This window comes from Dermacoccus sp. SAI-028 (assembly GCF_004346775.1).
Taxonomy (GTDB): Bacteria; Actinomycetota; Actinomycetes; order Actinomycetales; family Dermatophilaceae; genus Dermacoccus; species Dermacoccus nishinomiyaensis.
Genome location: NZ_SMFS01000001.1, coordinates 2,148,813 through 2,171,980, shown reverse-complemented (window position 1 = coordinate 2,171,980; position 23,168 = coordinate 2,148,813). Strand labels below are relative to the sequence as shown.

At 71.7% G+C, this 23,168-nt stretch carries 21 protein-coding genes and 1 pseudogene; 15 read left to right on the top strand and 7 right to left on the bottom strand.

Translation table 11 applies throughout. The annotated features are described in order from the left end of the window. Positions 1-121: 121 nt before the first annotated feature. Genes EDC82_RS09925 through EDC82_RS09910 form a run of 4 tightly spaced genes read right to left on the bottom strand, consistent with a single transcriptional unit; the run spans position 122 to position 4,789 of the window. Positions 122-874, bottom strand: coding sequence for a hypothetical protein (locus EDC82_RS09925; protein ID WP_131941340.1), 753 nt, complete (start codon positions 872-874; stop codon positions 122-124). Next, positions 874-3,180 carry a glycosyltransferase gene (locus EDC82_RS09920; RefSeq protein WP_160126221.1) on the bottom strand — a complete coding sequence of 769 codons (2,307 nt, stop codon included), beginning with the start codon at positions 3,178-3,180 and terminating at the stop codon, positions 874-876. The genes EDC82_RS09925 and EDC82_RS09920 overlap by 1 nt, the downstream gene beginning before the upstream one ends. A gap of 29 nt (positions 3,181-3,209) precedes the next feature. Then, positions 3,210-4,274, bottom strand: coding sequence for a pseudaminic acid synthase (gene pseI / locus EDC82_RS09915; protein ID WP_131941336.1), 1,065 nt, complete (start codon positions 4,272-4,274; stop codon positions 3,210-3,212). After that, positions 4,271-4,789: a GNAT family N-acetyltransferase gene (locus EDC82_RS09910; protein ID WP_131941334.1), complete on the bottom strand. Its 519-nt coding sequence runs from the start codon at positions 4,787-4,789 to the stop codon at positions 4,271-4,273. The genes pseI and EDC82_RS09910 overlap by 4 nt, the downstream gene beginning before the upstream one ends. Before the next feature lie 173 nt (positions 4,790-4,962). Between EDC82_RS09910 and EDC82_RS09905 the strand changes: the two genes are divergently transcribed. The 7 genes from EDC82_RS09905 to EDC82_RS09875 are packed head-to-tail and all read left to right on the top strand — an operon-like array spanning position 4,963 to position 10,998. Beyond that, positions 4,963-5,217 (top strand): phosphopantetheine-binding protein, encoded by a 255-nt coding sequence (locus EDC82_RS09905; RefSeq protein ID WP_062258256.1) that lies wholly within the window; start codon positions 4,963-4,965, stop codon positions 5,215-5,217. Further along, positions 5,214-6,500 (top strand): AMP-binding protein, encoded by a 1,287-nt coding sequence (locus EDC82_RS09900; protein ID WP_131941331.1) that lies wholly within the window; start codon positions 5,214-5,216, stop codon positions 6,498-6,500. The genes EDC82_RS09905 and EDC82_RS09900 overlap by 4 nt, the downstream gene beginning before the upstream one ends. Beyond that, a complete protein-coding gene (locus EDC82_RS09895; protein WP_006943602.1) occupies positions 6,493-7,251 on the top strand; it encodes an SDR family NAD(P)-dependent oxidoreductase in 759 nt (252 codons plus the stop codon). The genes EDC82_RS09900 and EDC82_RS09895 overlap by 8 nt, the downstream gene beginning before the upstream one ends. 47 nt (positions 7,252-7,298) lie before the next feature. Then, positions 7,299-7,757, top strand: a complete 459-nt coding sequence (locus EDC82_RS09890; RefSeq protein ID WP_136788116.1) for a hypothetical protein — start codon at positions 7,299-7,301, stop codon at positions 7,755-7,757. A 58-nt stretch (positions 7,758-7,815) separates the two neighbouring features. Continuing rightward, positions 7,816-8,739 (top strand): glycosyltransferase family 2 protein, encoded by a 924-nt coding sequence (locus EDC82_RS09885; RefSeq protein WP_131941327.1) that lies wholly within the window; start codon positions 7,816-7,818, stop codon positions 8,737-8,739. After that, on the top strand, positions 8,739-9,842 hold the full coding sequence (locus EDC82_RS09880) for a hypothetical protein (RefSeq protein ID WP_131941325.1): 1,104 nt from the start codon (positions 8,739-8,741) through the stop codon (positions 9,840-9,842). The genes EDC82_RS09885 and EDC82_RS09880 overlap by 1 nt, the downstream gene beginning before the upstream one ends. Beyond that, the gene (locus tag EDC82_RS09875) at positions 9,829-10,998 is read left to right on the top strand and encodes a DNA-3-methyladenine glycosylase (protein WP_051806028.1); all 1,170 of its coding nucleotides are present in this window, start codon (positions 9,829-9,831) and stop codon (positions 10,996-10,998) included. Before EDC82_RS09880 ends, EDC82_RS09875 begins: the two co-directional genes overlap by 14 nt. A gap of 25 nt (positions 10,999-11,023) precedes the next feature. Here the strand turns inward: EDC82_RS09875 and EDC82_RS09870 are convergent, their stop codons facing one another. Then, complete coding sequence (locus tag EDC82_RS09870) at positions 11,024-11,887, bottom strand: 2-phospho-L-lactate transferase CofD family protein (RefSeq protein WP_051806026.1); 864 nt, start codon at positions 11,885-11,887, stop codon at positions 11,024-11,026. 487 nt (positions 11,888-12,374) lie between these two features. On the opposite strand from EDC82_RS09870, the gene EDC82_RS09865 reads away from it, so the two are divergent. The 3 genes from EDC82_RS09865 to EDC82_RS09855 are packed head-to-tail and all read left to right on the top strand — an operon-like array spanning position 12,375 to position 17,319. Next, positions 12,375-12,635 carry a WhiB family transcriptional regulator gene (locus EDC82_RS09865; RefSeq protein ID WP_167539850.1) on the top strand — a complete coding sequence of 87 codons (261 nt, stop codon included), beginning with the start codon at positions 12,375-12,377 and terminating at the stop codon, positions 12,633-12,635. 5 nt (positions 12,636-12,640) lie between these two features. After that, positions 12,641-15,898 (top strand): glycosyltransferase, encoded by a 3,258-nt coding sequence (locus EDC82_RS09860; protein WP_160126219.1) that lies wholly within the window; start codon positions 12,641-12,643, stop codon positions 15,896-15,898. Continuing rightward, entirely contained in the window at positions 15,895-17,319 is a 1,425-nt protein-coding gene (locus EDC82_RS09855; RefSeq protein WP_131941320.1) for a DUF5719 family protein, read from the top strand. The genes EDC82_RS09860 and EDC82_RS09855 overlap by 4 nt, the downstream gene beginning before the upstream one ends. A gap of 95 nt (positions 17,320-17,414) precedes the next feature. Here EDC82_RS09855 and EDC82_RS09850 read toward each other — a convergent pair whose 3' ends face one another. Further along, positions 17,415-18,272, bottom strand: coding sequence for an SDR family oxidoreductase (locus EDC82_RS09850; protein ID WP_006944417.1), 858 nt, complete (start codon positions 18,270-18,272; stop codon positions 17,415-17,417). Next, positions 18,269-18,700 (bottom strand): metallopeptidase family protein, encoded by a 432-nt coding sequence (locus EDC82_RS09845; protein ID WP_006944419.1) that lies wholly within the window; start codon positions 18,698-18,700, stop codon positions 18,269-18,271. The genes EDC82_RS09850 and EDC82_RS09845 overlap by 4 nt, the downstream gene beginning before the upstream one ends. 46 nt (positions 18,701-18,746) lie before the next feature. Here EDC82_RS09845 and EDC82_RS09840 point away from each other — a divergent pair. The 5 genes and pseudogenes from EDC82_RS09840 to deoC form a co-directional block, all read left to right on the top strand. Further along, positions 18,747-19,127, top strand: a pseudogene (locus tag EDC82_RS09840) (DUF3499 domain-containing protein); the annotation flags it as partial. Positions 19,128-19,248: 121 nt separating this feature from the next. Further along, positions 19,249-20,700: a phosphomannomutase/phosphoglucomutase gene (locus EDC82_RS09835; RefSeq protein ID WP_050786465.1), complete on the top strand. Its 1,452-nt coding sequence runs from the start codon at positions 19,249-19,251 to the stop codon at positions 20,698-20,700. After that, entirely contained in the window at positions 20,697-20,924 is a 228-nt protein-coding gene (locus EDC82_RS09830; RefSeq protein ID WP_006944432.1) for a Trm112 family protein, read from the top strand. The genes EDC82_RS09835 and EDC82_RS09830 overlap by 4 nt, the downstream gene beginning before the upstream one ends. 116 nt (positions 20,925-21,040) lie before the next feature. After that, positions 21,041-22,294 (top strand): SIS domain-containing protein, encoded by a 1,254-nt coding sequence (locus tag EDC82_RS09825; RefSeq protein WP_006944416.1) that lies wholly within the window; start codon positions 21,041-21,043, stop codon positions 22,292-22,294. A gap of 116 nt (positions 22,295-22,410) precedes the next feature. Further along, positions 22,411-23,133 carry a deoxyribose-phosphate aldolase gene (gene deoC, locus EDC82_RS09820; protein WP_006944421.1) on the top strand — a complete coding sequence of 241 codons (723 nt, stop codon included), beginning with the start codon at positions 22,411-22,413 and terminating at the stop codon, positions 23,131-23,133. Positions 23,134-23,168: the final 35 nt, after the last annotated feature.

Below are 23,168 nucleotides of genomic sequence, written 5' to 3'. Positions count from 1 at the left end.
GAATAACACCGTGCCCGGGGCGCTGTGGGCCCGCATGGCCGCGCGAGCGTCGTCTTCGAATCCCAGCACGACGACATCTACGCCGCTGGGCACAGCGTCAGCGAGGAGGGTGAACAGGGCCTCAGACATGAGTGCTCCAATCGAAGATCGCACGAAGTTCTTGGGCGGGCATGACGCATGACGGGCCGAGTTCGCGCTCGACCAGGGCATCGAGGCGCTCACGTGGTACATGCGCCTCGACGATGGCGCCGGCGCTGTGGGCGAAGAGCGCATACGTGCCCACGACATCGGTGCGCACGGAACGATGAACTCGTATGAGTTGGAGAATTCGCTGCAGGAAGAAAGGGGCGACGCTGCCCACCTCCTGGCGCGCCGGCCCGAGATCCACGACGCGCGCACCGACATCCTCGTAAGCCCGGCGCGTCGCCTCGGACGCAGCCTGTTCGTGGGTCAGTGCGATTGTTGTCTCAGGGGCCTGCGACCCCAGTGCTATGGCTGTTCTTCGGGCGGCAAGCTCGCCCTGCAGCCCGTGGTGCGGGAAATAGAGCAACCGGTTCGGCTCTGGTTCGGGCGGCAGCAGTGCCTTGCGAACCGGAGGCACCGGGATGGCCGAATTCGCCTCGAGCGCCAACAGGTACAGCCATGGTGCGCCGATGGGAGTGTGATTGCGATAGCCGGCACGGTGGCGCCGTTCCCTTGCGGCTGGGCCCCACACGAATGCAGGAACGCCACGAGGATGATCGGAAGTGCTGGACTCCTGACCGAGCCATGGCTGGACGTAGCCGGGGATCGTCGGCGGGAACAGCGGCTGAGGCAGACGTGCTGCCGCAGCCAGGACGACGGAATTTCCGAAGGATTGGTTGGTCGGGAACATCAGCGCACCTGCACTCGAGTACTACCGGCGATGGAGGTGACGAGCACGTTGCGCCCGGCCACGAGGCGTTCGATCGGCAAGGCACCGAGGGCCGAGGGCACGATCGGCGCCGGGGTGTCATACCCCTGCGTCTGGAAGAAGAGGCTGTAGTCCGCTGCGGGAGCGCCCGGCTGGGTCGGGCGATCGACGTCGGGCAGCAGGGAGCTCAGGGTGGTGCGCGACGACCAGCGGGAACCGTCGACGTCCACGGCCACGGGGATGTCGAGATGTTCGTCCGAATCCGGCAGATACAGGCGCCACATGAGACCTTCCTGGACCGGCAGACCCAGGTGGGTACCTTCGAGCAGCAGGTCGTCGCCGACCTGACGGGCGGAGTCCACGTGTGGCACGAGGGGGCCGAAGGTCAGGGTGGCGTTCCCGAAGCGGCTGCGCGTGAGTGCGACGCGGCGACCGTCCTGGGTGATCTCGACGTCTGCGTCGTAGCCGGGCCAGGTGAGGTCGACGTCGCCGAACTCCGTACGCATTGCGACGCGTCGCGTTGCCGTATGCAGGAACGGGTCGTCGCTCGAATCGCCGTCGAGCACGACGGCGGGGTCAAGGCGGGCCGTGAAGTGCTGGATGCCGTCGAGGCCGGATTCCAGCGTGGCGGGAAAGGTCAGAGCACCGTCGGGGCGGACGACGACGACGGCCGCGTTGCGGGCCGGTTCGGCGATGGTGCCACGCACGACGAACGCGCCGTCCGAGGCCTCCAGCACCTCGACGACCGTGGGGAAGGCAACCCGATGGATGCAGTACACGTTGCCCGAGGTGAGGCCCGGCTGGAGGAACTGGCTTGGGCCGAAGAAGGCTCCCTGCGGGTACTGGGCGGACCCTGCGCCCGCGCCCGTCAGCGGGCTCGTGCGGGTGACGCCAGCGCTCGTGCGGGTCACCTCGAAGCGGAGGGGCCAGACGAGGTCGTGGCGGCCACGCAACGACTCGAGATCGACGCCGAAGCGAAGGCCGACGCGGCTGCGGCCGCGGAAGGCGTCGATCGTGTCGAAGGTCTCGACCTCCAGCGGGATGCGGGTGATGCCGTTGACGAGGTTCACCGCGACGGCGTCGTCGTCGCCCGCCTGGAGATGGCCGATCTGAGCAGTCGCCTCGATGTCGAGGCGCTCGCTCGTCGCTCGCGCGGACGTGACCAAGGTCTGCAACTTCAAGGCGGTGAAGGGCAGTTCGTACAGGTTGTTCGGCGTCGCCCGATGGGTGCGGCCGGGGTAGTTGAGGTTCCACCGCCAGGGCTTGAGACGGGATCGGCTCACACTCGTGCCGCCGGCCAGCCCGCCGGCGTCACGGAAGATAGCGAGTTCGCGCAAGAGATCGGCGTCACCGGCCTTCAGCGCGTGATACTGCAGGGTATTGTACCGCGATTCACCCGAGTGCGGCGGTTCGAGGCGCTCGACGAAGCGCAACGAGAGCTCCAGCAGACGGGGAACATCGGACGCCTCGGCGACGGCGAACGCCTGCGCGATAGCCACCATGTCGATCTCCAACAGGTGTCGGTGCGCCATCGAACGCACCACGGGGGAGGCCTGGCGATCCAGGACGTCGAAGACCTGCTCGGCGCTGATGACGCGGTCAAGCAGGTTCTCGTACTTGAACACCTGCTGCGTGATCGAGTCGCCGGACTCGCGCTCACGCCAGTAGTACGTAGGCGTCTTGAGCACGTCGACCGTGAGCGCATCGAGGTGGGCCCGCATCGTCACCGGCCAGTCCTCGTACTTGATCGGCGGGAAGGCGTACCTGTACTCCTCGTAGAAGTCGCGCCGGTATATCTTGTTCCACACCATGCGGTCGTACGCGAGGGTAGGCCGCTCCAGGATGTGGGTCGCGATGGCGTCCTTCGCGCACGGTCGTGCGTGGGCCCACGACTGGCGGACGCCCGACGTGCGCGAGAAGCGGCGCGCGTTGCCCACCGCGAAGCTCGAACCGGACGAGCGCAGCGACGCGACCATCTGCTCGTACGCGCGGTGCGGCACGATGTCGTCGGAGTCGACGAACGTGAGAAACTCGCCGACCGCGTGGGCCTGGCCTGTGTTGCGGGCCGGGCCGAGGCCTGCATTCGCCTGGCGCACGACCTGAAAACGCTCGTCGGAGGCCGCGACGGCCTCGGCGATCTCGATGCTGTCGTCGGGGGAGCCGTCGTCGACGAGCACGACCTGGATGTCTCGCAGCGTCTGGGCCTGCAACGACTGAAGGCATTCGAGCAGGTAGTCCTCGACCCCGTAGAACGGGACGACAACCGACAGCAGGGGCGTATCACTCACGGCGATGCGTTTCCTTCGTTAGGCGCGTATCAGACCAGGTCCCAGGACATGGGGGTGCCCTTGGGAGCGTCCTGAGTGAAGGTGCGACCCGCGAGCGTGTCGAAGGTGTCGGTGGGCAGGCCGTTCGCGGGGCGGATGGAGCGCACGTTCTGCGCCGTCACGACGTCGCCGGCCTTGACGTCCTCGACGACGTAAAGGCTGCGGCGGAAGCGCAGGCCCTCCTTCTCCTGCGCGCGGGCGCCGATGCGCGGCTCGCCGAGGCACTGCCACGCGATCTTCGTCTGCGTGACGAGCTGGTTCAGCTCCTCCGGCTCGGACGAGAACGCCGAGTCCACGCCGCCGTCCTCGCGGTTCAGCGTCACGTGCTTCTCGACGAGAACCGCGCCGAGCGCGACGGAGGCGACAGCCGCGCCGATGCCCATCGTGTGGTCGGAGTAGCCGATGAGCGTGCCGAGGGCGTCGCGCATCACGGGGATGCCGCGCAGGTTCGACTCGCTCGGGTCGGCCGGGTAGTTGGCCGTGCAGGCGAGCACGATGATCTGCTCATTGCCCGTGCTGCGCGCCGCCTCGACGGCCGCGTTGATCTCACCCAGCGAGGCCATCCCCGTCGAGATGATGATCGGCTTGCCCTTGCTTGCCGCGTAGCGGATGAGAGGCAGGTCGACGATCTCGCTGCTCGCGATCTTGTACGCGGGCACGTCGAGCTTCTCGAGGTAGTCGACGGCCGTGGGGTCGAAGGGGGAGGAGAAGGCGTGGATGCCGAGCTCCTTCGCGAGCGCGAAGATCGGCTCGTGCCACTCCCACGGGGTGTGCGCCTCCGTGTAGAGGTCGTAGAGGTAGCGATCGCCCCACAGCTCGTGCCCGCCGGAGATCTTGAACTCGTCGGTGCGCACGTCGATCGTGATCGTGTCGGCCGTGTACGTCTGCAGCTTGATGGCGTGCGCGCCCTGTGCTGCGGCCATGCGGACGATGTCGAGCGCGGTCTCGAGGCTGCCGTTGTGGTTGCCCGACATCTCCGCGATGATGTACGGCTCGGCGCCTGGGCCGACCTCGACGTCACCGATGCGGATGTTCTGGTTCGGGTTCTGCGTCATGATGTCGGCTCCTGGCGGTCGGTGCGGGGGCGCTCGCGGCGCACGTGGATGACGGCGACGTTCTCGCCGCCGATCTCGCGGGTCTGCGTCTCCAGCTCGGTGAAGCCGTTGCGCTTGTTGAACCGGCGCACGCCTTCGTTGATCTCGAGCACCTCGGCGTCGAGAGAGTCCAGACCGAGTTCGGCGTCGGCGTACTTGACGGCCTCGCGCTGGATCTGGATCCACGCCGGCAGCAGCTCACCGCGCGCGGTGAGGCCGTCGTTGTCGAGGTAGTAACCCCACCACGACGTCTTCGCGTCGACGTCGAGGTCGAAGAAGGTGACGACGCCCGACGGCACGCCACCGCGTTCGTAGATGAGCACGTGACGCGACGGGTTGTCCTTCGTGTTCGCCCACCACGCGGCATGCTCGTCAGCGCTGATGACGTGCTGCGTCAGCGACACGGCTCGCACCTCGTCATGGTTGCGCCAGGTGCGCACGTTCTCCTGGTCGGCGTCGGTGGCGGGACGAAGCATCGTCGATCTCCCTCGAATACGGCTGGGCCGGGTGCCGAAACGCACGAAATGGCGCAGACAGCCGGAATGTCTAGACTACCCCGTAAGGAAACAGGCCACGGCAGGCATGCTGCGCCCCCAGCGGCGCGCAGAGTGAGCGCCGGGCCGTCACAGCATCGAGCAAAGGTGAAGTCATGAGCACGCTCAGCCGCGATCAGGTCCGCACGATGATGGGCGAGGTCCTCGCCGCCCAGGGCAAGGAACTGCCCGCCGACGACGCCGCGCGCCTCGACACCATCGGCTTCCGCTCGCTCGACTTCTCCGAACTGGCCCTGCAGGTCGAGGACGAGCTCGACACCGAACTCAACTTCGACGCGCCCGGCCTGCGCTCCATCGAGACCGTCGGAGACGTCCTCGACTTCATCGACGAGCTTCAGAAGGCCGAATGACGGGGGTGCTCGACTCGCGTCCTGCGGGCGCGGGCAACCGCGTCGTCGTCGGCGAGTTCGACGGCACGTGGGCTGAGTTGGCGCAGGCGCCGTACGGCGCATCGTCCGACACACCGACGCTGCCGCCCGCCGCGGCCTGCCTGGTCTCGGGGCACCGAGCGGCGGCTCAGGCCGCCTGGAACGCAGCGCTCGACCCGGGCCGCGAGACGCTCATCGCGACCGCGTCGCGCATCGGGGACGAGCAGGCGGCGCAGCTGCGTGACGGGGGGCTGACGCTCGTGCGCGACAGCGCCGGCGGCGTCACGCTCGAGGCCGCTACGGCGCCGCGCGAGCCCGAGGCGGGCCGCATCTGGTTGCTGACGTCCGGTTCGACCGGGCGTCCGAAGCAGGTGGCACACACCCTGGAGTCGTTGACGACCGTCGGGGGGCAGCAGCCTGCGCGCACCTGGTTGTGCCCCTACACCCCGGGCGCCTACGCCTGGTGGCAGGTCGTCACCCTCTCGCTCACGATGCCCGGGCAGGACGTCGTCTTCGTCGAACCCTCGCAGCTCGACGAGTGGCCGCAGCAGGCGCTCGCGGCGGGCGTGACGGCGGCATCCGGCACGCCGACGTTCTGGCGTCAAGCGCTGTGGCGCAACGGTGACGTGCTCGCCCAGCTGAAGCTCGAACAGATCACGCTCGGCGGCGAACCCGTCGACCAGGGCATCCTCGACCGACTGCGTGAGGTCTTCCCCGACGCACGTATCTCATGGATCTACGCGAGCTCCGAGGCCGGTGCGGCGATCGCCGTCCACGACGGGCTCGCCGGATTCCCCGAAACCTGGCTGGAGCGCGAGGTCGCCGGGCGCCCGCGCCTGAGCGTCGAGGACGGTGAGCTGCTCATCGCTTCGCCGAAGGCCGCCGAGGGCATGGACGCCGTCATCCACACCGGCGACCACGTCGAGATCGCCGAAGGACGCGTCGTCATCACCGGCCGCATCGCGAGCGACGAGATCAACGTCGGCGGGTCGAAGGCGTCCGCGGGCGCCGTGCGGGCAGTGCTGCTCGAGCACCCCGACGTCGCCTGGGCCGCCGTGCGCGGGCGCAAGGCGCCGCTCGTCGGCAACGTCGTCGCAGCGGACGTCGTCCTGCGCGACGGCCTCGCCAAGGGTGACCCCGATGCCCCCGACCAGGCTGCGCTGCAGGCGTGGTGCGCCGAGCGACTGCCCGAATACGCGGTGCCACGCCGCGTCAAGTACCTGAGTGAGATCCCGATCAAGGAGAGCCTGAAGAGCGATGTCTGAGACCACGAACGAGCCGAACGTCATCCCCGCAGCCTCCTGCGTCCTCATCTCCGGAGGCTCGCGCGGCCTCGGCCTCGCGTTCGTCGAGGAGGTGCTCGCGAACGGCGCGAAGGTCGCGGCGTTCGCCCGCACCGTCACGCCCGAACTGCAGCAGCTCATGGACGCCAACCCGGAGCGCGTGTACGTCGGCTCGGTCGACATCACGGATTCGAAGGCCGTCACGTCGTTCATCAAGGACGCCGCGAAGGTGCTCGGCCCGATCGACGCACTCGTCAACAACGCGGCGATCGGTCAGGACTCGCTGCACCTGCACACGACGCCGGAGCGCATCGAGGACATCATCTCGACCAACCTGACGGCGACGCTGCTCGTCACGCGCGCGTTCATGCGTCACGCGATGGCGAAGGTCGGCAAGGGCCGCATCGTCAACGTGACGAGCGTCTGCGCGCAGCGCGGTTACGCCGGCCTCGTCGCGTACTCGGCGACGAAGGGTGGCCTCGACGCCGCGACGCGCTCGCTCGCGCGGGAGATGCACGGGCGATTCCTCGTCAACTCGATCGCGCCCGGCTTCTTCGCCTCGGAGATGAGCTCCGTGCTCGGCACCGAGCAGCTGTCGACGATCACCCGCCGGACGCCGACGAACCGTCTCGTCGAGCCGGAGAACATCACGCCGACGCTGCGCATGCTGCTGTTCGAAGACACGAACATCAACGGCATGGTGCTGACGATCGACGGCGGCGGCTCGATCTGAACGACCCCACGACGCGGCCACCGGCCTCGAACACCTCACCCGCATGTGTGGTGCTCGAGGCCGCCGTGCGTGACGGCGACGTCGTGCGCGCCGCCGACGTCAACGCGACGACGTTTCCCGACGCCGCGCGTAGCTACCTCGCCGACGGGACCGGCCTCGGCTGGTGTGTGCCCGAACGGGTGAGGGAGAGCGCGCGTTTCGTCATCGACGCCGAGATCGTCGCGCCGGTGCGGGCGTCCTTGGTACGGCGGTTCGGGGTGGACGACCCGGTCGAGTTCGCCGGGGCCTGGACGCGCGCCGAAGCGTTGGCCAAGCTCGCCGACGTCCCGATCATCACGTGGCTCTCGCGCCATGGGCTCGCCGTGCCGGCCGACGTGCTGGAGGATGCCGCGGTGGGTCGGGTGGCGTGGCGCACGGAGGTTCGAGGTGACGTCGTCATGACGCGCGCGGCGGCGTTGAGCGGCGCAAAACCCCGAGATTCCGGGGTTGTCGGCGGCGCACTCTAGCCTGGCAGCTGAGTCGAGGTGCGGTGAGCGCCACGGTTTCCCATGACGGAGGAAAGACATGATGATGACACAACCGGGTGCGGAACCGGGCTCGTCCGAGGGCAGGGCGCTGCCGAGGGTCGGCGTCGTCCTCATGACGATGGGCAACCGCCCCGACGATCTGCGGGCGGCGCTCGACTCGCTCATCGCCCAGCGCGACGTCGAACTCGACGTCGTGCTGCTCGGCAACGGGTGGGATCCGGCCGAGAACCCGTGGCCGTTCCCCGACCTCGTGCGCGCCCTGTACTCGCCGGAGAACCTCGGCATCCCGGGCGGGCGCAACATCGGGGCAGCCAAGGCGCGCGGTGACTACCTCTTCTTCTACGACGACGACGCGACCCTGCCGAACGACCACGTCCTCGCCGACATGGTGCGAGAGATGGAACGCGACCCGAAGAACGCCGTCATCGGCCCGCTGGGGCAGGATCCGACGGGCAAGCCGACGCCGCGGCGATGGATTCCGCGCCTGCGTGTCGAAGGCGGCGGCAAGCCCGGGCCCGCGACGTGGTTCCTCGAAGGCATCCACCTGTCCCGGCGTACCGCGTTCGAGGAAGTCGGCGGCTGGCCCGGGGCGTTCTTCTACGGCCACGAGGGCATCGACCTCGCCTGGCGGCTCATCGACGCCGGCTGGGTCATCCAGTACGTGCCGAGCATCACCGTCCAGCACCCCGCGACGAGCCCCGCGCGTCACGCCGTGTACTACCGGATGAACGCGCGCAACCGGGTGTGGGTCGCCAAGCGCAACCTGCCGGCGCCGCTCGTGCCCCTCTACCTCGGCAACTGGGCCGCCATCACCGTGCTGCGCGTCAAGGACAAGGACGCACTCAAGACCTGGTTCGACGGTTTCGTCGAGGGCGTGCGGACCGACGCGGGGGAGCGGCGCGTCATGTCGTGGTCGACCGTCGCCCGGCTGACGCGTCTCGGCCGGCCCCCGGTGCTGTGATGGGGGCCGCAACCTCGCTGCGTCGCAGACTCACTCGTTCGAGCGGCCGCCCAGCGTCGCTCGACGCGCAGGGCACGCGGGGCATCCACGTCGCCATCACCGGGGTGAAGAACCGCAGTCACCTCGTCTACATCGCCTCCTACGTGCGCACCCTCGTCGACGGGGTCACGCCGATCCGCGTCTCGTTCGTCGCCGCGCCCGCGTTCCTCGCCTCCGCCGCCGTCACCGTCGACGACGCGCGCGAGCTGCTGCCTCAGGGCGGGAGCGTCACCGTCGAAGACGGGATGCCCGGATGGCGATTCGACGACGCGGCCCGCTGCCTCTACGTCGCCGTGGGCGCGCCGGGGCTCAAGGCCGTCGCCCGGCTGCGACGAGCCAACCCGACGCGGCGCATCGAGGTCGTCGTCACGGACGAGGGCATCGGCTCCTACGCTTCGCGTGACTCGCGGCGGGCGGCGCTGGAGCGTCACGGCACCCCGGCGGCGAAGGCCGCAGCGCGCACGCTCGTCACCGCGGCCATCGCGCGCGCCTGCACGACGCTGCGGTGGCCGACGTTCCGTTCGGTCGGATCATCGTGGGAGGTGTTGCCGGCCGTCGCCGCCGAGTTCGGACGCGAGCTGGGCGACGCGCGCCCCGGCAGCGACGCGAGCGCCGTCATCCTCACCCAGCCGGTCGTCGACCTCGGCTGGTGCTCGCCGGAGGCCTACCTCGCGTACGTGCGACGCCTCGCGGACGCCGCGGCCGCGGCCGGGCTGCGACCGCTCGTGCGTCCGCACCCCGCCGAAGATCGCGCCCGGTACGCGGAGTTCGACATCATGCTCTCGCGGGGCACCGCCGAGCTCGACCCGGACGTCGTGCGTGCGAGCCTGGCGCTCGGCGGGCCGAGCACGGCCCTCATCAACCTGTCGGCCATGGTCGGCATGCCCGTCGTGTGGGTGAGTGAGCCGAGCGTGGCGCACCTCGACACCGACGTCTCGCCCGAGCAAGCCGGGATCTTCGAGGCGTTCCTCGGTGAGCGGGTTCCACTCGACGAGGTGGAGCGCGAGGTGAGTGCTGTGGTCTCCCGCGGCCTCGAGGAGCGTGGGTCTGATGGACGTCGCTGACGCGGCCGAGGGGGCCGGCGGGGGCGACACAGTCCACGGGGCCGACGGGGCGGGCGCGCCCGGCGCCATGTCGGCCGACCTGTTCGAGGTGTGGGAACCCGGCCGGCCGGTGCCGCTAGCGCAGATCCTCGGCGCCCTGCGCCGCGGCGTGGGCGACCCGAGCATGGTCATCGGCGAACGGCAGTTGTGGTGGGCGGTGACGACGCCCCTCGGGCCGGCGTTGACGTGGTGGCGCTCGATGCCCGTGCGTGGCGGTGCACCCGTAGCGACGCCCGGAGCCGCACGAGCGGATAGGCCGGGCCTCGGTGGGATGGCGGGCTGTGAGCCGCGAACCGCCGCCATGCCCGATGGCAGCGCGCGCGCCGAGCGTCCCGACCGCGTCGAGCTGCGGGCCTACGGCCCGGGTGCGGCGTGGTTCCAGGGTCGGGTGCCTCGCATCCTGGGCGGTGACGACGACCCGTCCGGGTTCGTGGCCCGTCACGACCGGGTGACGGCGGCACTGCGCCAGCCGCACCATCGTCACTGGCGCGCCCCGCGCACGGGACTCGTCATCACCTCGCTCGTGCCGAGCATCCTCGAGCAGAAGGTCACCGGCAAGCAGGCGTTCGGCGGGTTTCGGGTGCTCGTACGCCGCTACGGCACGCCCATCCCGACGCCCGCGGAGGTCGTGCGCGCAGCCGGCCCGCAGGCGCATGCCGTCGCCCGCATGCACGCCGCGCCGGACGCACGGGGGTGGCGACGCATCCCGTCCTGGGCGTGGTTGCAGGCCGGCGTCGAGCCACCGCAGTCGCGCACGATCATGCGAGCGCTCGACCACGCCGACGCGCTCGAGCGGACGGCGGACCTGCCGCACGCCGAGGCCCACGCTCGCCTGCGGTCCGTGCCCGGGCTCGGAGTGTGGACGAGTGCCAAGGTCGCGCAGACGGCCTGGGGTGACGCCGATGCGCCGACGTTCAGGGATTACCACGTCGCGAAGCAGATCGGGCACGCGCTGATCGGCCAGGACACCGATGACGCCGGCATGGCGCGCCTGCTGGAGCCATACCGTGGGCACCGGTTTCGCGCCGAGCGCCTCATCCTCGCCGGCGGCCCGCCGCGCCCACGCCACGGCGCACGCATGACGTTGCCGTCGCACCTGCCGACGCGCACCTGGTGAAACGCATACGCCGCGGGGGAGCTGACTACGACAACAGGGCAGCGTCACCCAGGACGACGGCGCGCAGCCGGGCGGCGGCGTCGACGTCACCCGCGAGGGCGGCCCGCATGGGCGCTCGCGTCACGGTGAGTGACGACGGGTAGCGCGTCGGCGCCTCGGCGTCGTCGATGACGAGGGCGTCGACGAAGTCGGCGTACAGGCGGGCGAGGGTTGCTGATGACGCAGTCGCCCCGGTGAGTCGCCAGCTCGCGGCGTCGACGCCGGCGGGGCGGTGCCCGTCGAGGCCGATGGGGCTGAGCGCCACGACGCGCGCCGACGTGCCGCGCAGAGCGTCGCGGATCCCGCGCACCGCGAGGAATCCGGCCATGTCGAGGATCGGCGACATCGGCGGCAGGACGACGACGTCGGCGCTGCGCACGGCGTCGAGCACGCCGGGCGCGGCGTCGGCGTGATCGACGCCGGCGACGACGAACCCCTCGGGCTCGCGGCGGTCGGTGTCCTCGATCCAGCGCAGCGCGTGACGGCTGACCTGCCCACCGTCGCCGTCGGGTTCGAGCACGTGCAGTTCGATGGGTTCTTCGGTGAGCGGCAGGACGGCAGCCGTCTCGCTCTGCGCGCCGCGGCACTGCGTCCACTGCTGCTGAGCTGCGGCGACGGCGCCGGTGCCCCGCGCGTGGCGATAGGTGCGGGCCACGGCCTGGGCGAGGGCCTCATCGTCGAGCCAGCCCCACGCGCCGGTCGGAATGAGACCGGCGTCCCGCAGAGAGACGACCGCTGTGCGCGTCCCCGGCACCGCATCGTCCGCAATTCGGCACACCGCGTCGAGGTTGGGGCAGAACCTGAGACCTGCGAGACTGATGTCATGCGACGTGTTGGTGACGTAGATCACATCGAGCAAAGGCGTGTTGGTGATGGACTCTCGCCCGAACAGCGCATCTAGTGCCGGGCGGGAGAGGGGGCCACTAGATAGGACGCTCACATGCATTGTGTCAGTGTGACACGGGGGCGCAGCAGGGCCTCGACCACCCCCGCCGAGGGCTGATCGGGGTCACCCGTTCGGCTTGACTCACTCGAATGACACCGATGTAATAACACCGTTGGTTCTCGCCACCGCTTCGCTCTCGCTGCCACCTGCCCGCTGCGCACGACGCCCTTCGTCCGGGCGTCACCGTCGACCTTCTCGACGGCTCGCCATCGGCGGATCATCGGCTGGATCGTCGCGTCACCAGGGGGTTGTCACCGCTCGGTGATATGGCCGCCGCGAGCGGCGGATCACGATGACCACACGACCGACGTGCCGATGATCGGGACGTACCGCAGAGCCCGGCCCACCCGCCGCGACCGCCGACCACGAAAGGACGGACATGCAGGAATTCATGCAGTTGATCAGCCTGCACGACGCCCTGGACGACACGGAAGAGCTGTCGTGGCAGGAGCGCGCCCTGTGCGCGCAGACCGACCCCGAGGCCTTCTTCCCCGAGAAGGGCGGCTCGACCCGTGAGGCGAAGCGCGTCTGCGTCGGGTGCGAGGTGCGCTCCGAATGCCTCGAGTACGCCCTCGAGAACGACGAGCGATTCGGCATCTGGGGCGGGCTGTCCGAGCGCGAACGCCGCAAGCTGAAGAAGCGCGCGGTCTGAGCGAAGTGTCGGCGACCCAGGTCAACGGCGTCGACGAGTTGCACGACGGCTCCCCAGCACACCCCTTCGTCACCGCTGTCCTCATCGCGCGGGACGCCCATCAGCCCTGGCTCGACGCCACCGTCACCGCCGTCTGCGCGCAGACGCGCCGCCCCGACCGCCTTGTCATCGTCGACGGTAGCGCCGCCGGACGCGTGCGCGACACCCTCGACGCGATGGCCCGCGAGCGCGCCGACCTGCGGGCGCTCGACGTCACCGTCGTCACCGCCTCGCACGACGAGGCGTTCGCCGCGCTCGTCGACCGCGCCGTCCAGGCGCTGCCCGCACGCTCCAGCGACCACGTCGTCGCGCTACGCACCCGACGCCGTGCACGTCGCCGCGAGAGCCACCCGAACGACCGGTACAACTGGCTCTGGTTGCTCCACGAGGATTCGGCGCCGCTGCCGACGGCCCTCGCCGCCCAGCTGAGGGCGGCCGGACGCAGCGAACGACTCGGCATCCTCGGCTGCAAGATCCACGAACTCGACCGCCCAGACCGGCTCGTCAACGTGGGCATCGACGTCACGACGAGCGGCCGGCACGTCGCGCGCACGCATGGCGGCGAACTCGACCAGGGCCAGCACGATCTTCGCCGCGACGTGCTCGCCGTCGCGAGCTCCGGCATGCTCGTGCGCCAGGACGTCTATCTCGAACTCGGCGGATTCGACCCCGCCTTCGACGGTGACGGCGACGGGCTCGACCTGTGTTGGCGCGCCCACCTCGCCGGGCACGCGGTGGCCGTCATCCCCGACGCCGTCGCCCATCAGGATCTCGACGCGGCGCACCTGCTGCGCTCCATCGACGGGGGTGGCTCGCGCCCTACCCGCCGCGAGCGACGTGCGCTGTCGCGCCGTGCGGGTGACCCCGATCGTCCTGCGCCGCACTCGGCTGCGACGCTGCGTCGTCACCGTCAGGTGGCCCTCGCGCGCACACCGGCGTGGCGCCTGCCGTTCGCGATGGTCTGGACGACGCTGACGTCGCTGCTGCTCGCGCTCGCGCTGCTGCTCGTCAAGCGGCCGCGGCGTGCCGCGGCCGAGTTGGGGCAGGCGAGCGCATCCTTCGGCCTGGCCCGCATCTTCGGCGCGCGCCGGCGCTTCCGCGGTCGCGCCGTCGTCAGCACTGCGCAGTTGCGGTCGTTGTTCGTGCCCGCCTCCGTCGGCCGCGCCCGCGCGTGGGAGGCGTTCGTCGAGGCCGTCACGCCCAGCGGTTCGCGGACGGCCGGTGCGAGCCCGGCGTCGTCGGAGACCGGGCCCACGTCCCAGGACGCCGAGTACCTGACGGCTCCGCGCGGCATCGTCGCGCGCGGCATGCGTCACCCCGGCCTGTGGTTGTTCCTGGCTCTCGTCGCACTGAGCGCCGTGCTCGCGCGTCGCACGTTCGACACCGACCTGCTGAGTGGCGGAGCGGGCCTGGCGGGCGGCGCTCTCGAGCCGAGCTTCACTTCCGCGAGCGCGTGGTGGCACGCGTGGCGCGACGCCTGGCAGGGCGACGGGTACGGGCATCCCGCCTCGTCGGCGCCGTATCTGCCGTTCCTCGCGGCGGGCGCGTGGCTCGTCTCGGTGTTCCCGTGGACGGATGACGCCGCGAGCGCCCAGGCCGCGCTCACGTGGTTGTTCCTCGCCGCGCCCGTCCTGGCCGGCCTCGCCGCCTATTGGGCCGGCCGCGTCGTGACGCGGCGTCCCTGGCCGCGTGCCGTCGTCGCGTTGCTGTGGGGCAGCGCCGCGCCGCTGACGGGGGCCATGGCGGACGGGCGTCTGGGCGCCCTCGTCGCCGCGATCATGGTGCCGTTGACGCTGGCCGGGTTGGCCGCGATCGCGCGTCGCTCGGGCGGCGCCGGTGCGGTGGCCGCATGCGCTCTCGCCGCGACCGTGCTCGTCGCGTTCGCCCCGCCCTTCCTGCCGGCGCTCACTGTCCTCCTGCTCGTCATCGTCGTGTTCGGTCGCCGCGCGGCGAAATGGCGGGCGCTTGCCGTCGCCGTCCTCGTGCCGCTGCTGCTGGGGCACTGGAGCGTCGAGGTGTGGCGTCACCCCGCCCGGCTCGTCGCCGGCCCCGGCACCCTCACGCAGGAGGCGGCCACCGACCCCGTCGCGATGCTGTTCGCCCACCCCGGCGGGCCCGGGTCGACGCCGCTCGTCCTCGGCATCCCCGTGCTGCTCGCGGGGCTGTTCGGCGCCGTGCGCGGACGCTCGTTCGCCGCCGCGCGGTGGGTGCTCGTCGTCGGTGCCCTCGCGTCGCTGGGGGCGGCCATGATCGTGCCGCGCCACTCCTTCGGCGCGAACCCCGGTTGGCACGTGTGGGCCGGCCTGCCGCTGCTGGCCTTCGTCGCCTGCCTGCTCGCCCTCGCGCTCGTCGCGGCCGGCGAGACCACCGTTCCGCGTACCCGCCGCGCAGCGCGCGGCACCCCGCTGCGCTGGGCCACCGCGGGCACCGTCCTCGTCACCGTCGGGACGGCGGCCTGCGCGGCCTGGACGTCGCCGACGACCACGCGGTTGATGTGCGTCGAGGACCCGTTGCCGGCCATCGCCGCCCACGACGCACACAGCGCCCGCGCGGCTCTCGTGCTCGAACTTCACGCGCGTGCGGACGCCGCCGACTTCACCGTCCGCAGCCGCGAGGCCGGGCTGCCGGCTGCCGACGCCGGCGTCCCGACGATGCGGACCCCCGCCGCCGTCACGCGGGCGATCGGGTCGCTGACGGACGCCACGGCCGATCGATCCGACGCGGCGCGCGCGCTGCGCGAAGCCGGCGTCGCGTACGTGAGCGCAACCCAGGAGCCCGGGGCACGCTCGCTCGAACTCGACGGCGTGGACGGCCTCACGCCCATGGCGAGCACCGCCGGCACCTCGCTCTACCACGTCGACGGAGAGGGCGCCGAGCGCGCCGCCCGCGTCGTCGTCACGGACGGCGAGAATCGCACGATCGTGCCCGTGAGCGGCGACCATGCGCGCGTCTCGACGACGCTGCCCGCGGGCGCTGCCGCGCGACGCGTGGCCGTCGCGGCTGGGCCGGGCTTCGCCGAGCACGCGAGCGTGACGCTCGACGGCCGCCCCCTGCGGCACGTCGCAGGCGACCTGCCGACCTACGAACTGGGCGCTGCGGGCGGTCGTCTGGAGATCGATCCCGGGACGGCGTGGCGCGGCTGGCGCTGGGCGCAGCTCGGCCTGTTCGGTGTCGTCGCGTTCCTCGCGCTGCCGTTCGGAACGCGGAAGAAGGTGCGCGCATGAGCCGTTCGCGCACGAGTCGGCCACGCACGTGGGGCGCTCAGGGGTGGATCCGCGCCGGCGTCCTTGCCGCCGGGACGGGCGCCGTCGTCCTGGCAGCGCAGGCCGCGCCCGTCCACCCGCCGAAGGCAGCGGCGCCGACGGCCCGCGCCGCCGCGATGCCCGTCGACGCGGCGTCGCTCGTGTGCCCGGGCGGCGAGGGCAAGGACGCGGCGACGCTGGCGCTCGCGTCGGCGCCGATGCAGCTGTCGTCGATGCTCGGCGGCGGGGGGCAGCTGCAGGTGAACGAGGCGGGTCACAGCTCAGCCGTGACGCTCGCGCGCGGCCACAGCATGACCCGCACCTGGAAGAACGGGCCCCTCGACGTCGTCGCGCGAGGCGCCTCGGCGCCCGGCATCACGGCAACGCAGTTCCACGAGGCGAACGGCGCCGTGAGCGCGCAGGCCTGCACCCAGGCCACGGCCGAGGCGTGGATTCCGGTGGGGGACAAGCAACCCGGCAGGCTGCTCACCGTCACCCTCGTCAACCCGGGCGCACGCGCGGTGTCCGTCGACGTCGACGTCCGCGCGGCTGACGGCGCGCTCGACTCCGCCGCGATCGCCGACAAGGCCGTGCCCGCGCATGGACGCGTCAGCGTCAACATCCCCGCGGACGCTCTCGCGCACGCTGCGGTCGTCGTTCACGTCCGTAGTGAGGACGGTGCGGTCGTCGCGAGTGTCCGCGACCGCGTCGGCGAAACCGAGCGCAAGGGCGACGACGTCGCCGCCCAGTACGCACCGCCCGCGCCGGTGCAGGAGATGCCCGGCGTGCCGGTCGTCGACCGCTCCGTACGTGTGCGTCTCGCGGCGCCAGGCTCCCGCGCGGCCGTCGTGCGCCTCCAGGCGTCCGGGAAGGACGCCGGTGACGTGAGTGAACGCGTCGTGACGGTGCCCGTCGGGCGCAGCCTCGACGTCACGCTCGACGGCATCGACGACGACGTCGCCGCGGTGCGCGCGAGCTCGCAGGAGAACATCATCGCCTCCGCCTTTGCGTCCTCGGCGTCCAAGAAATCGCGCGACTTCACCTGGGTGCCCGCCGCCCCGGCGCTTGATGCCGCAGCCGGTGCCAGTCTCGACGGGGCGCGCCACGCCGGCCGACTCGTCGTCATGGGCGAAGGGAGGGCGACGTCGGTGACGCTCGTCGTCAGCGATCCGTCCGGGAAAGCGACGCGCCGACGTCTCGACGTCCCGGCGAACGGCTGGGCGAGTGTGGACGTGCCGAAGAACGCCACGGTGTGGCTGCTGCGAGATGACGGATCAGCGGACGCCGCGCCCGTCCACGCCGCGGTGCTCGTCCGCGATGTGGGCGCCGATCAGCCGGTGACGAGCGTGCCGCTCGTGCCGACGCCGTGGCTGCGCGCGCCGGTCGAAGTCACCCAGCGCTGAGGCGCGAACCGCCGAGCCGCAGCAACTCACTCCCGAGCTTCCCCGACACCGAACCACGCCGCCGCCTGAACGCGGCGCGGCGTCCTACCGGTAGGTCAGTGTTCTTCGGCCGAGAGCCACTGCGCGTAGGTGCGTCCACCGATCTGTGTCTGCTCGCTCGGCAGATGCGCGCCGCGGGTGAAGGCGCGCATCGTCACCCCGATCGTCGGCAGCGGGGCCGTGCACGGCGCGCGTCGGCGATCGAGGTGTGCGGTGAGCGTCGCGATGTCGGCGAGGGTGAACGTCTCCGGCCCGGCGAGCTCCATCGGCGTGGGCAGGCTCGTGAGCAGCGACGCCACGTCGACGAGTTTCGTCGCCACCCAGCGCGGGTCGACGGGGCTCACCTCGATGTCCTCGACGGCGCCCAGGGCGCGAGCGCCCGCGCCGCGCACGAGCTGCGCGACGAACGGATGGAACTGGGTGGCGCGCACGATGCTCGCGCGACCGTGCCAGGCCTCGACGACGTTCTCGGCGTCGGCCTTCGCCCGGTAGTAGGGGTAGGGGTTCTCGAAGCAGCCGACGATCGAGACGTGGACGAGGTGCGCGCTCGGTGCCCACGCGTCGAGCGCGTCGACGAGGCGTCTCGTGCCCTCGACGTCGACGCGGCGCGCGTCCTTCGGGTTGCCTGCGCAGTGGATGACGGCCTCGACGCCGTCGAGCGCCGCGTCGAGCCCGGCGCCGGTGCCGAGGTCGCCGGTGACGTGCTCGAGGCGCGCCGGGATGCCGGCCGCCGCCTCGGGCAGGTCGACGTCGCGTCGGTGCGTCAGCGCGCGCACGGGGATGGAGGAGGTGAGCAGCTCCTCGACGACGCAGCGCCCGAGCACCCCCGACGCGCCCGTCACGAGCACGGGTGCGCGCCCGGCGACGAGGATGTCGGCGGGCAGCAGCGGGGCGGCGGTGGGCGTCAATCTCATTGGTCGTCCTCGTCGAGTTCGCGCCCGAGCAGGGCCGCGATTTGGGTGGTGACGACGTGCTCGACGAGCAGGTCGCGTTCGTACAGGTCGGCGGAGCGCGTCTGGATCGGCAGGCGATAAATCACCATGCGCGCGCGGTGCTTGCCCTCGGCTGGGAAGGCGCGCCCGAGCGGCACGGCGTCCTCCCACGCGCTCGGATCGGACGGCGGCACCTCCTCGACGCCGATCTCGATGTGCTCCAGGCTCTCGCCCCAACGCGCCTCGAGCCGTTCGACGCTGCGCAGCACCGCCTCGTCGAACGAGCGCGCCCGCGACAGCATCGACGGCGTGGGCGGCCACGCGAGCGGCCCACGATGGCGGCGCCCGTGACGATCGCGCCGCGTCGGGGCGTCCCCGCGCGGCGCGCGTGGGGTGGGGCGAGGAGTCACCCGGCGAGCCTAACGTGGTGCCCGCCGTGGCGTACCCTTGTGCCTCGTGACGTTGATGCGACAGTGTTCCCGATCGGCCTGCTCCCAGCCCGCCGTGGCCACGCTGACGTACGTCTACGCCGATTCGACGGTCGTGCTCGGCCCGCTCGCGACATACGCGGAGCCGCACACCTACGACCTGTGCGCCGACCACGCGACGCGCCTCACCGCGCCGCGCGGGTGGGACATCGTCCGCCTCGCCGTCGACATGACGCCGCCCGAGCCGACGCCCGACGATCTCGTCGCGCTCGCCGAGGCCGTGCGTCAGGCGGCGGTACGCCCGGCGCCGGGGGAGCCCGAGCCGACGCGCCGTTCGACGCGCAGCGTCGCCGCGAGTGACCCGACGCTGCTGTCGGCGACGGAGCGCCGCCGTCACCTTCGGGTGCTGCCCGGTCAGACGCCCGCGGACGCGCTCTCTGACGCTTCCGATGACGACGACGCCGACGGGGGCCGGTTCGACAGGCCCTTCGACGGTCGGGAAGGGCCCTCGCGCCGGTAGAGTGAACGTCGTGACTGCACCCGCGCTCAACGACTTCATCAAGGCCTACGACGTGCGTGGCCTCGTGCCCGACCAGCTCTCCCCGCGCGTCGCCCGCGAGCTCGGCGCCGCGTTCGCGCAGGTTGTCGTGCGCCCCGAGGGCGCGAACGCCATCGTCGTCGGGCACGACATGCGCCCGAGTTCTCCGGAGCTGTCGCGCGCGTTCGCCGACGGCGCCGCCGCGTACGGCGTCGACGTCACCCTCATCGGGCTGTGCTCGACTGACGGGCTCTACTTCGCCTCCGGTGCGCTCGATCTGCCGGGCGCGATGTTCACCGCGAGCCACAACCCGGCGCAGTACAACGGCATCAAGCTGTGCCGCGCGGGCGCTCGCCCCGTCTCCCTCGAGACCGGTCTCGCCGAGATCCGCGACCTCGCGCAATGGGCGCTCGATCGAGGTCAGGGTGTGCCGTTCGACGGCCCGGCGGGCAGCGTCACCGAGCGCGAGATGCTGCGCGAGTACGCCGAGTTCCTGCGCGGTCTCGTCGACCTGTCGGGCGGACGCCCGCTCAAGGTCGTCGTCGACGCGGGCAACGGCATGGGCGGCCACACCGTCCCGGCCGTGCTCGGCACCGACGCGGGCCTGGCGCAGCTGCCGCTCGACATCGTCCCGCTGTACTTCGAGCTCGACGGCACGTTCCCCAACCACGAGGCCAACCCGCTCGAGCCGGCCAACCTCGTCGACCTGCAGCAGGCCGTCGTCGAGCACGGTGCCGACATCGGCCTCGCCTTCGACGGCGATGCCGACCGCTGCTTCGTCATCGACGAACGCGGCCAGCCCGTCACGCCGTCCGCGGTGACGGCGCTCGTCGCGGAGCGCGAGATCGCGAAGGAGGTCGCGCGGGGGGCCGCAGCGGCCGACGTCAAGGTCGTCGCGAACCTCATCTCGAGCCGCGCCGTCGGCGAGGTCATCGCCGAGAACGGCGCACAGCCGGTGCGCACGCGCGTCGGGCACTCGTTCATCAAGGCGCAGATGGCCGAGCACGACGCCGTCTTCGGTGGCGAGCACAGCGCGCACTACTACTTCCGCGACTTCTGGTTCGCCGACACCGGCATGCTCGCCGCGATGCACGTGCTCGCGGCGCTGGGGGAGCGGGACGCACCGTTGTCGCAGCTCGTCGCCGCGTATGCGCGCTACGAGGCGTCGGGGGAGATCAACTCGACGGTGAGCGACGCCGCCGCGGCCACGGGCCGCGTGCGCACGTGGGTCGCGTCGCAGGGCGAGTTCACCGAGGACGCGCTCGACGGCGTGACGTTCGTCCACGAGGGCGCGGGGGAGAGCGATCCGATGTGGTGGCTCAACCTGCGCGCGTCCAACACCGAGCCGCTGCTGCGCCTCAACGTCGAGGCCGCCGACACCGCCACCATGGAGCGCGTGCGCGACGCCGCGCTCGCCGCCGTCCGCGAAGGAGAAGCTCAGTGAACGACGACAAGAGCCGCCGGCCCCTGACGATCGACCCGTGGCTGCGCGAGATCCTGCGCTGCCCCGTCACCGGCACCGAGCTGGAGGACGCGAGTGACGCCTCGGGCGCGCCCGTCCTCGTCAGCACCGGGGTCGACGCAGAACGCGGCGGGCGCCTGCAGTACCCGATACGCGACGGCATCCCCGTCCTGCTCGCCGACGACGCGAGCGTGCTGCCCGCCTGACGCTCGCGCGCGCGGTCATCGACCGCGCGGCCCGCGAACACGCTCGACGTGAGCAACGACGGCGGCGTCGCCGCGCCCCGAATGTCTGAGACGAACCCCCGAGCCGAGGAGAAGTCATGGCCCATCTCGACGAGAGCTGGCTCGACGACGCCGGCCACCTCGAACGTTGCGACTCACGCGGATCGCTGCGTGCGCTCGCCACGGCGGGCGCGCAGGTGCGTGAGGCCCTGACGCTCGCGCGCGAAGCGGGCATCGACGACGTCGCCGGGTACGAACGACCGCGTTCGGTTCTCGTAGGGGCGCTCGGCGGGTCGGAGCGCGTCGGCGATGTGTTGCAGACTCTCGCGCAGCCGAGTTCGCCGGTGCCCGTCATGACGCGGCGCGACGTGCCGCTGCCCGGTTGGGTCGGGCCGCTCGACCTCGTCATCGCGGTCTCCTTGTCCGGGCGCGCTGAGGGGCCGCTCGCACTCGCTGCGGAGGCGGCACGGCGGGGCGCGTCGCTACTGACGGTCGGTGCCGACGACTCGCCGCTCGCCGACGTCTGTGCCCGCGCTCGCGGCGTGCACATCGGTGTCGGCCGCGGGCGGGTCTCGAGCCGGACCTCGCTGTGGTCGCTGCTCACCCCCGTGCTCATGGGCGCCCGTCGGTTGGGGCTGGTCGACGTCAGCGACGACGACCTGCTCGTCGCCGCCGCGATGCTGGATGCCGAATCGGAGACGCTGCGACCGTCGTCGGAGCACTTCGTCAACCCGGCCAAGCTCGCCGCGCTCCAGCTCGCCGGGACGGTGCCCGTCGCCCTCGCCGACGGCCCTGTCGCGGCGCTCGCGGCGCGTCGGGCCTCGTCGATGTTCGCCCGCACGGCGCGCGTGCCGATGACGTGGGGTGAGCTGCCCGACGACGCGGCCGACCTCGTCGCGACGCTCGACGGCCCGTTCACTGCCGGCGCGGGGGAAGGCGCCGTCTCCGCGCCGGACGACATCTTCGCCGACCCGTTCCTCGACGCCCCGCGCCAACCGAGCCTCGGGTTCCTCACGCTGCACTCGGACGCGACGGGCGGGTCCGGCGCGGCGCGTGACGGAGCCGATGGCTTCTTCGTCAGCGATGCGCCCGGCGGAGCGAGTGGGCTGGGCGGCAACGGCACCGGTGGCGTGGGAGCACTGGCCTGGGTCGCGAGCGGCATCCAGGAGAGCGCTCGCGCGGCGGGAGCTGTCGTCGTCGAGATGCATCCCGACGCAGGCCCGGCCATCGCGCGGGCCGCGCAGCTCATGCACCGCGTCGACTTCACTGCGACGTACCTCGCGCTCGGGCAGGGCCTCGACCCCGCAGTCTCGCGTCACGTCACCGAACTGCGCGACCGGCTCGGCCGCTGACGTCCGAGCGCGCGGGCTCGCGGTCAGACCCATGTGCCCGAGGCGCGGCCGACGAGGCGGAGTGCGGCCTGCGACGGGCGCATCCTCCCGTCCCGTCACTGGGTAGGCTGAGTGGTATGAACACCGCTGCTTCGTCCTCATCAGGCTCCCCGTTCGACCGCGCGCACGTCGCGTCGATCGTCGACCACACCCTGCTCAAGCCGGAGGCGACGCGCGCGGACGTCGACGCCCTCGCCCGTGAGGCCGAGGCGCTCGGCGCGTACTCGATCTGCGTGTCGCCGTCGATGCTCCCCGTGGAGACGAGCGTCAAGGTTGCGACGGTCTGCGGGTTCCCCAGCGGCAAGCACACGAGCGCCGTCAAGGCCGCAGAGGCCGCAGAATCCGTGGCGCGGGGGGCTGACGAGGTCGACATGGTCATCGACGTGGGCGCCGCGAAGGACGGGCGTTTCGACGACGTCGAGGCCGACGTGCGGGCCGTGCGCGAGGCCACCGAGGGCCGCGTGCTCAAGGTCATCATCGAATCCGCAGCACTGAGCGATGACGAGATCGTCGCCGTCTGCCGTGCTGCCGTCGCGGCGGGCGCGGACTTCGTCAAGACGTCCACCGGCTTCCACCCCGCCGGCGGTGCGAGCGAGCACGCCGTCCGCCTCATGCGCCAGACCGTCGGCCCCGACATCGGCGTCAAGGCCAGCGGCGGAATCCGCGACGCTGCCGCCGCCCACGCGATGATCGCGGCCGGTGCCAGCCGTCTCGGCCTCTCGGGTACTCGGGTGGTTCTCGACGGGCTCGACGGCGACGCCACCGGCGCGGACGCCCCGCAGGCCGCGGCCGGTTACTGACCCGCCGCGGCCAGTACGTCAGGCGTCACGCCATG

What these genes read in the sequence shown, in the direction of transcription:
- EDC82_RS09925 (WP_131941340.1), bottom strand. Translation starts at nt 874, where the DNA reads ATGTTCCCGACCAACCAATCCTTCGGAAATTCCGTCGTCCTGGCTGCG.
- pseI (WP_131941336.1), bottom strand. Translation starts at nt 4,274, where the DNA reads ATGACGCAGAACCCGAACCAGAACATCCGCATCGGTGACGTCGAGGTC.
- EDC82_RS09910 (WP_131941334.1), bottom strand. Translation starts at nt 4,789, where the DNA reads ATGCTTCGTCCCGCCACCGACGCCGACCAGGAGAACGTGCGCACCTGG.
- EDC82_RS09905 (WP_062258256.1), top strand. Translation starts at nt 4,963, where the DNA reads ATGAGCACGCTCAGCCGCGATCAGGTCCGCACGATGATGGGCGAGGTC.
- EDC82_RS09900 (WP_131941331.1), top strand. Translation starts at nt 5,214, where the DNA reads ATGACGGGGGTGCTCGACTCGCGTCCTGCGGGCGCGGGCAACCGCGTC.
- EDC82_RS09895 (WP_006943602.1), top strand. Translation starts at nt 6,493, where the DNA reads ATGTCTGAGACCACGAACGAGCCGAACGTCATCCCCGCAGCCTCCTGC.
- EDC82_RS09885 (WP_131941327.1), top strand. Translation starts at nt 7,816, where the DNA reads ATGATGATGACACAACCGGGTGCGGAACCGGGCTCGTCCGAGGGCAGG.
- EDC82_RS09880 (WP_131941325.1), top strand. Translation starts at nt 8,739, where the DNA reads ATGGGGGCCGCAACCTCGCTGCGTCGCAGACTCACTCGTTCGAGCGGC.
- EDC82_RS09875 (WP_051806028.1), top strand. Translation starts at nt 9,829, where the DNA reads ATGGACGTCGCTGACGCGGCCGAGGGGGCCGGCGGGGGCGACACAGTC.
- EDC82_RS09865 (WP_167539850.1), top strand. Translation starts at nt 12,375, where the DNA reads ATGCAGTTGATCAGCCTGCACGACGCCCTGGACGACACGGAAGAGCTG.
- EDC82_RS09855 (WP_131941320.1), top strand. Translation starts at nt 15,895, where the DNA reads ATGAGCCGTTCGCGCACGAGTCGGCCACGCACGTGGGGCGCTCAGGGG.
- EDC82_RS09850 (WP_006944417.1), bottom strand. Translation starts at nt 18,272, where the DNA reads ATGAGATTGACGCCCACCGCCGCCCCGCTGCTGCCCGCCGACATCCTC.
- EDC82_RS09825 (WP_006944416.1), top strand. Translation starts at nt 21,041, where the DNA reads ATGGCCCATCTCGACGAGAGCTGGCTCGACGACGCCGGCCACCTCGAA.
- deoC (WP_006944421.1), top strand. Translation starts at nt 22,411, where the DNA reads ATGAACACCGCTGCTTCGTCCTCATCAGGCTCCCCGTTCGACCGCGCG.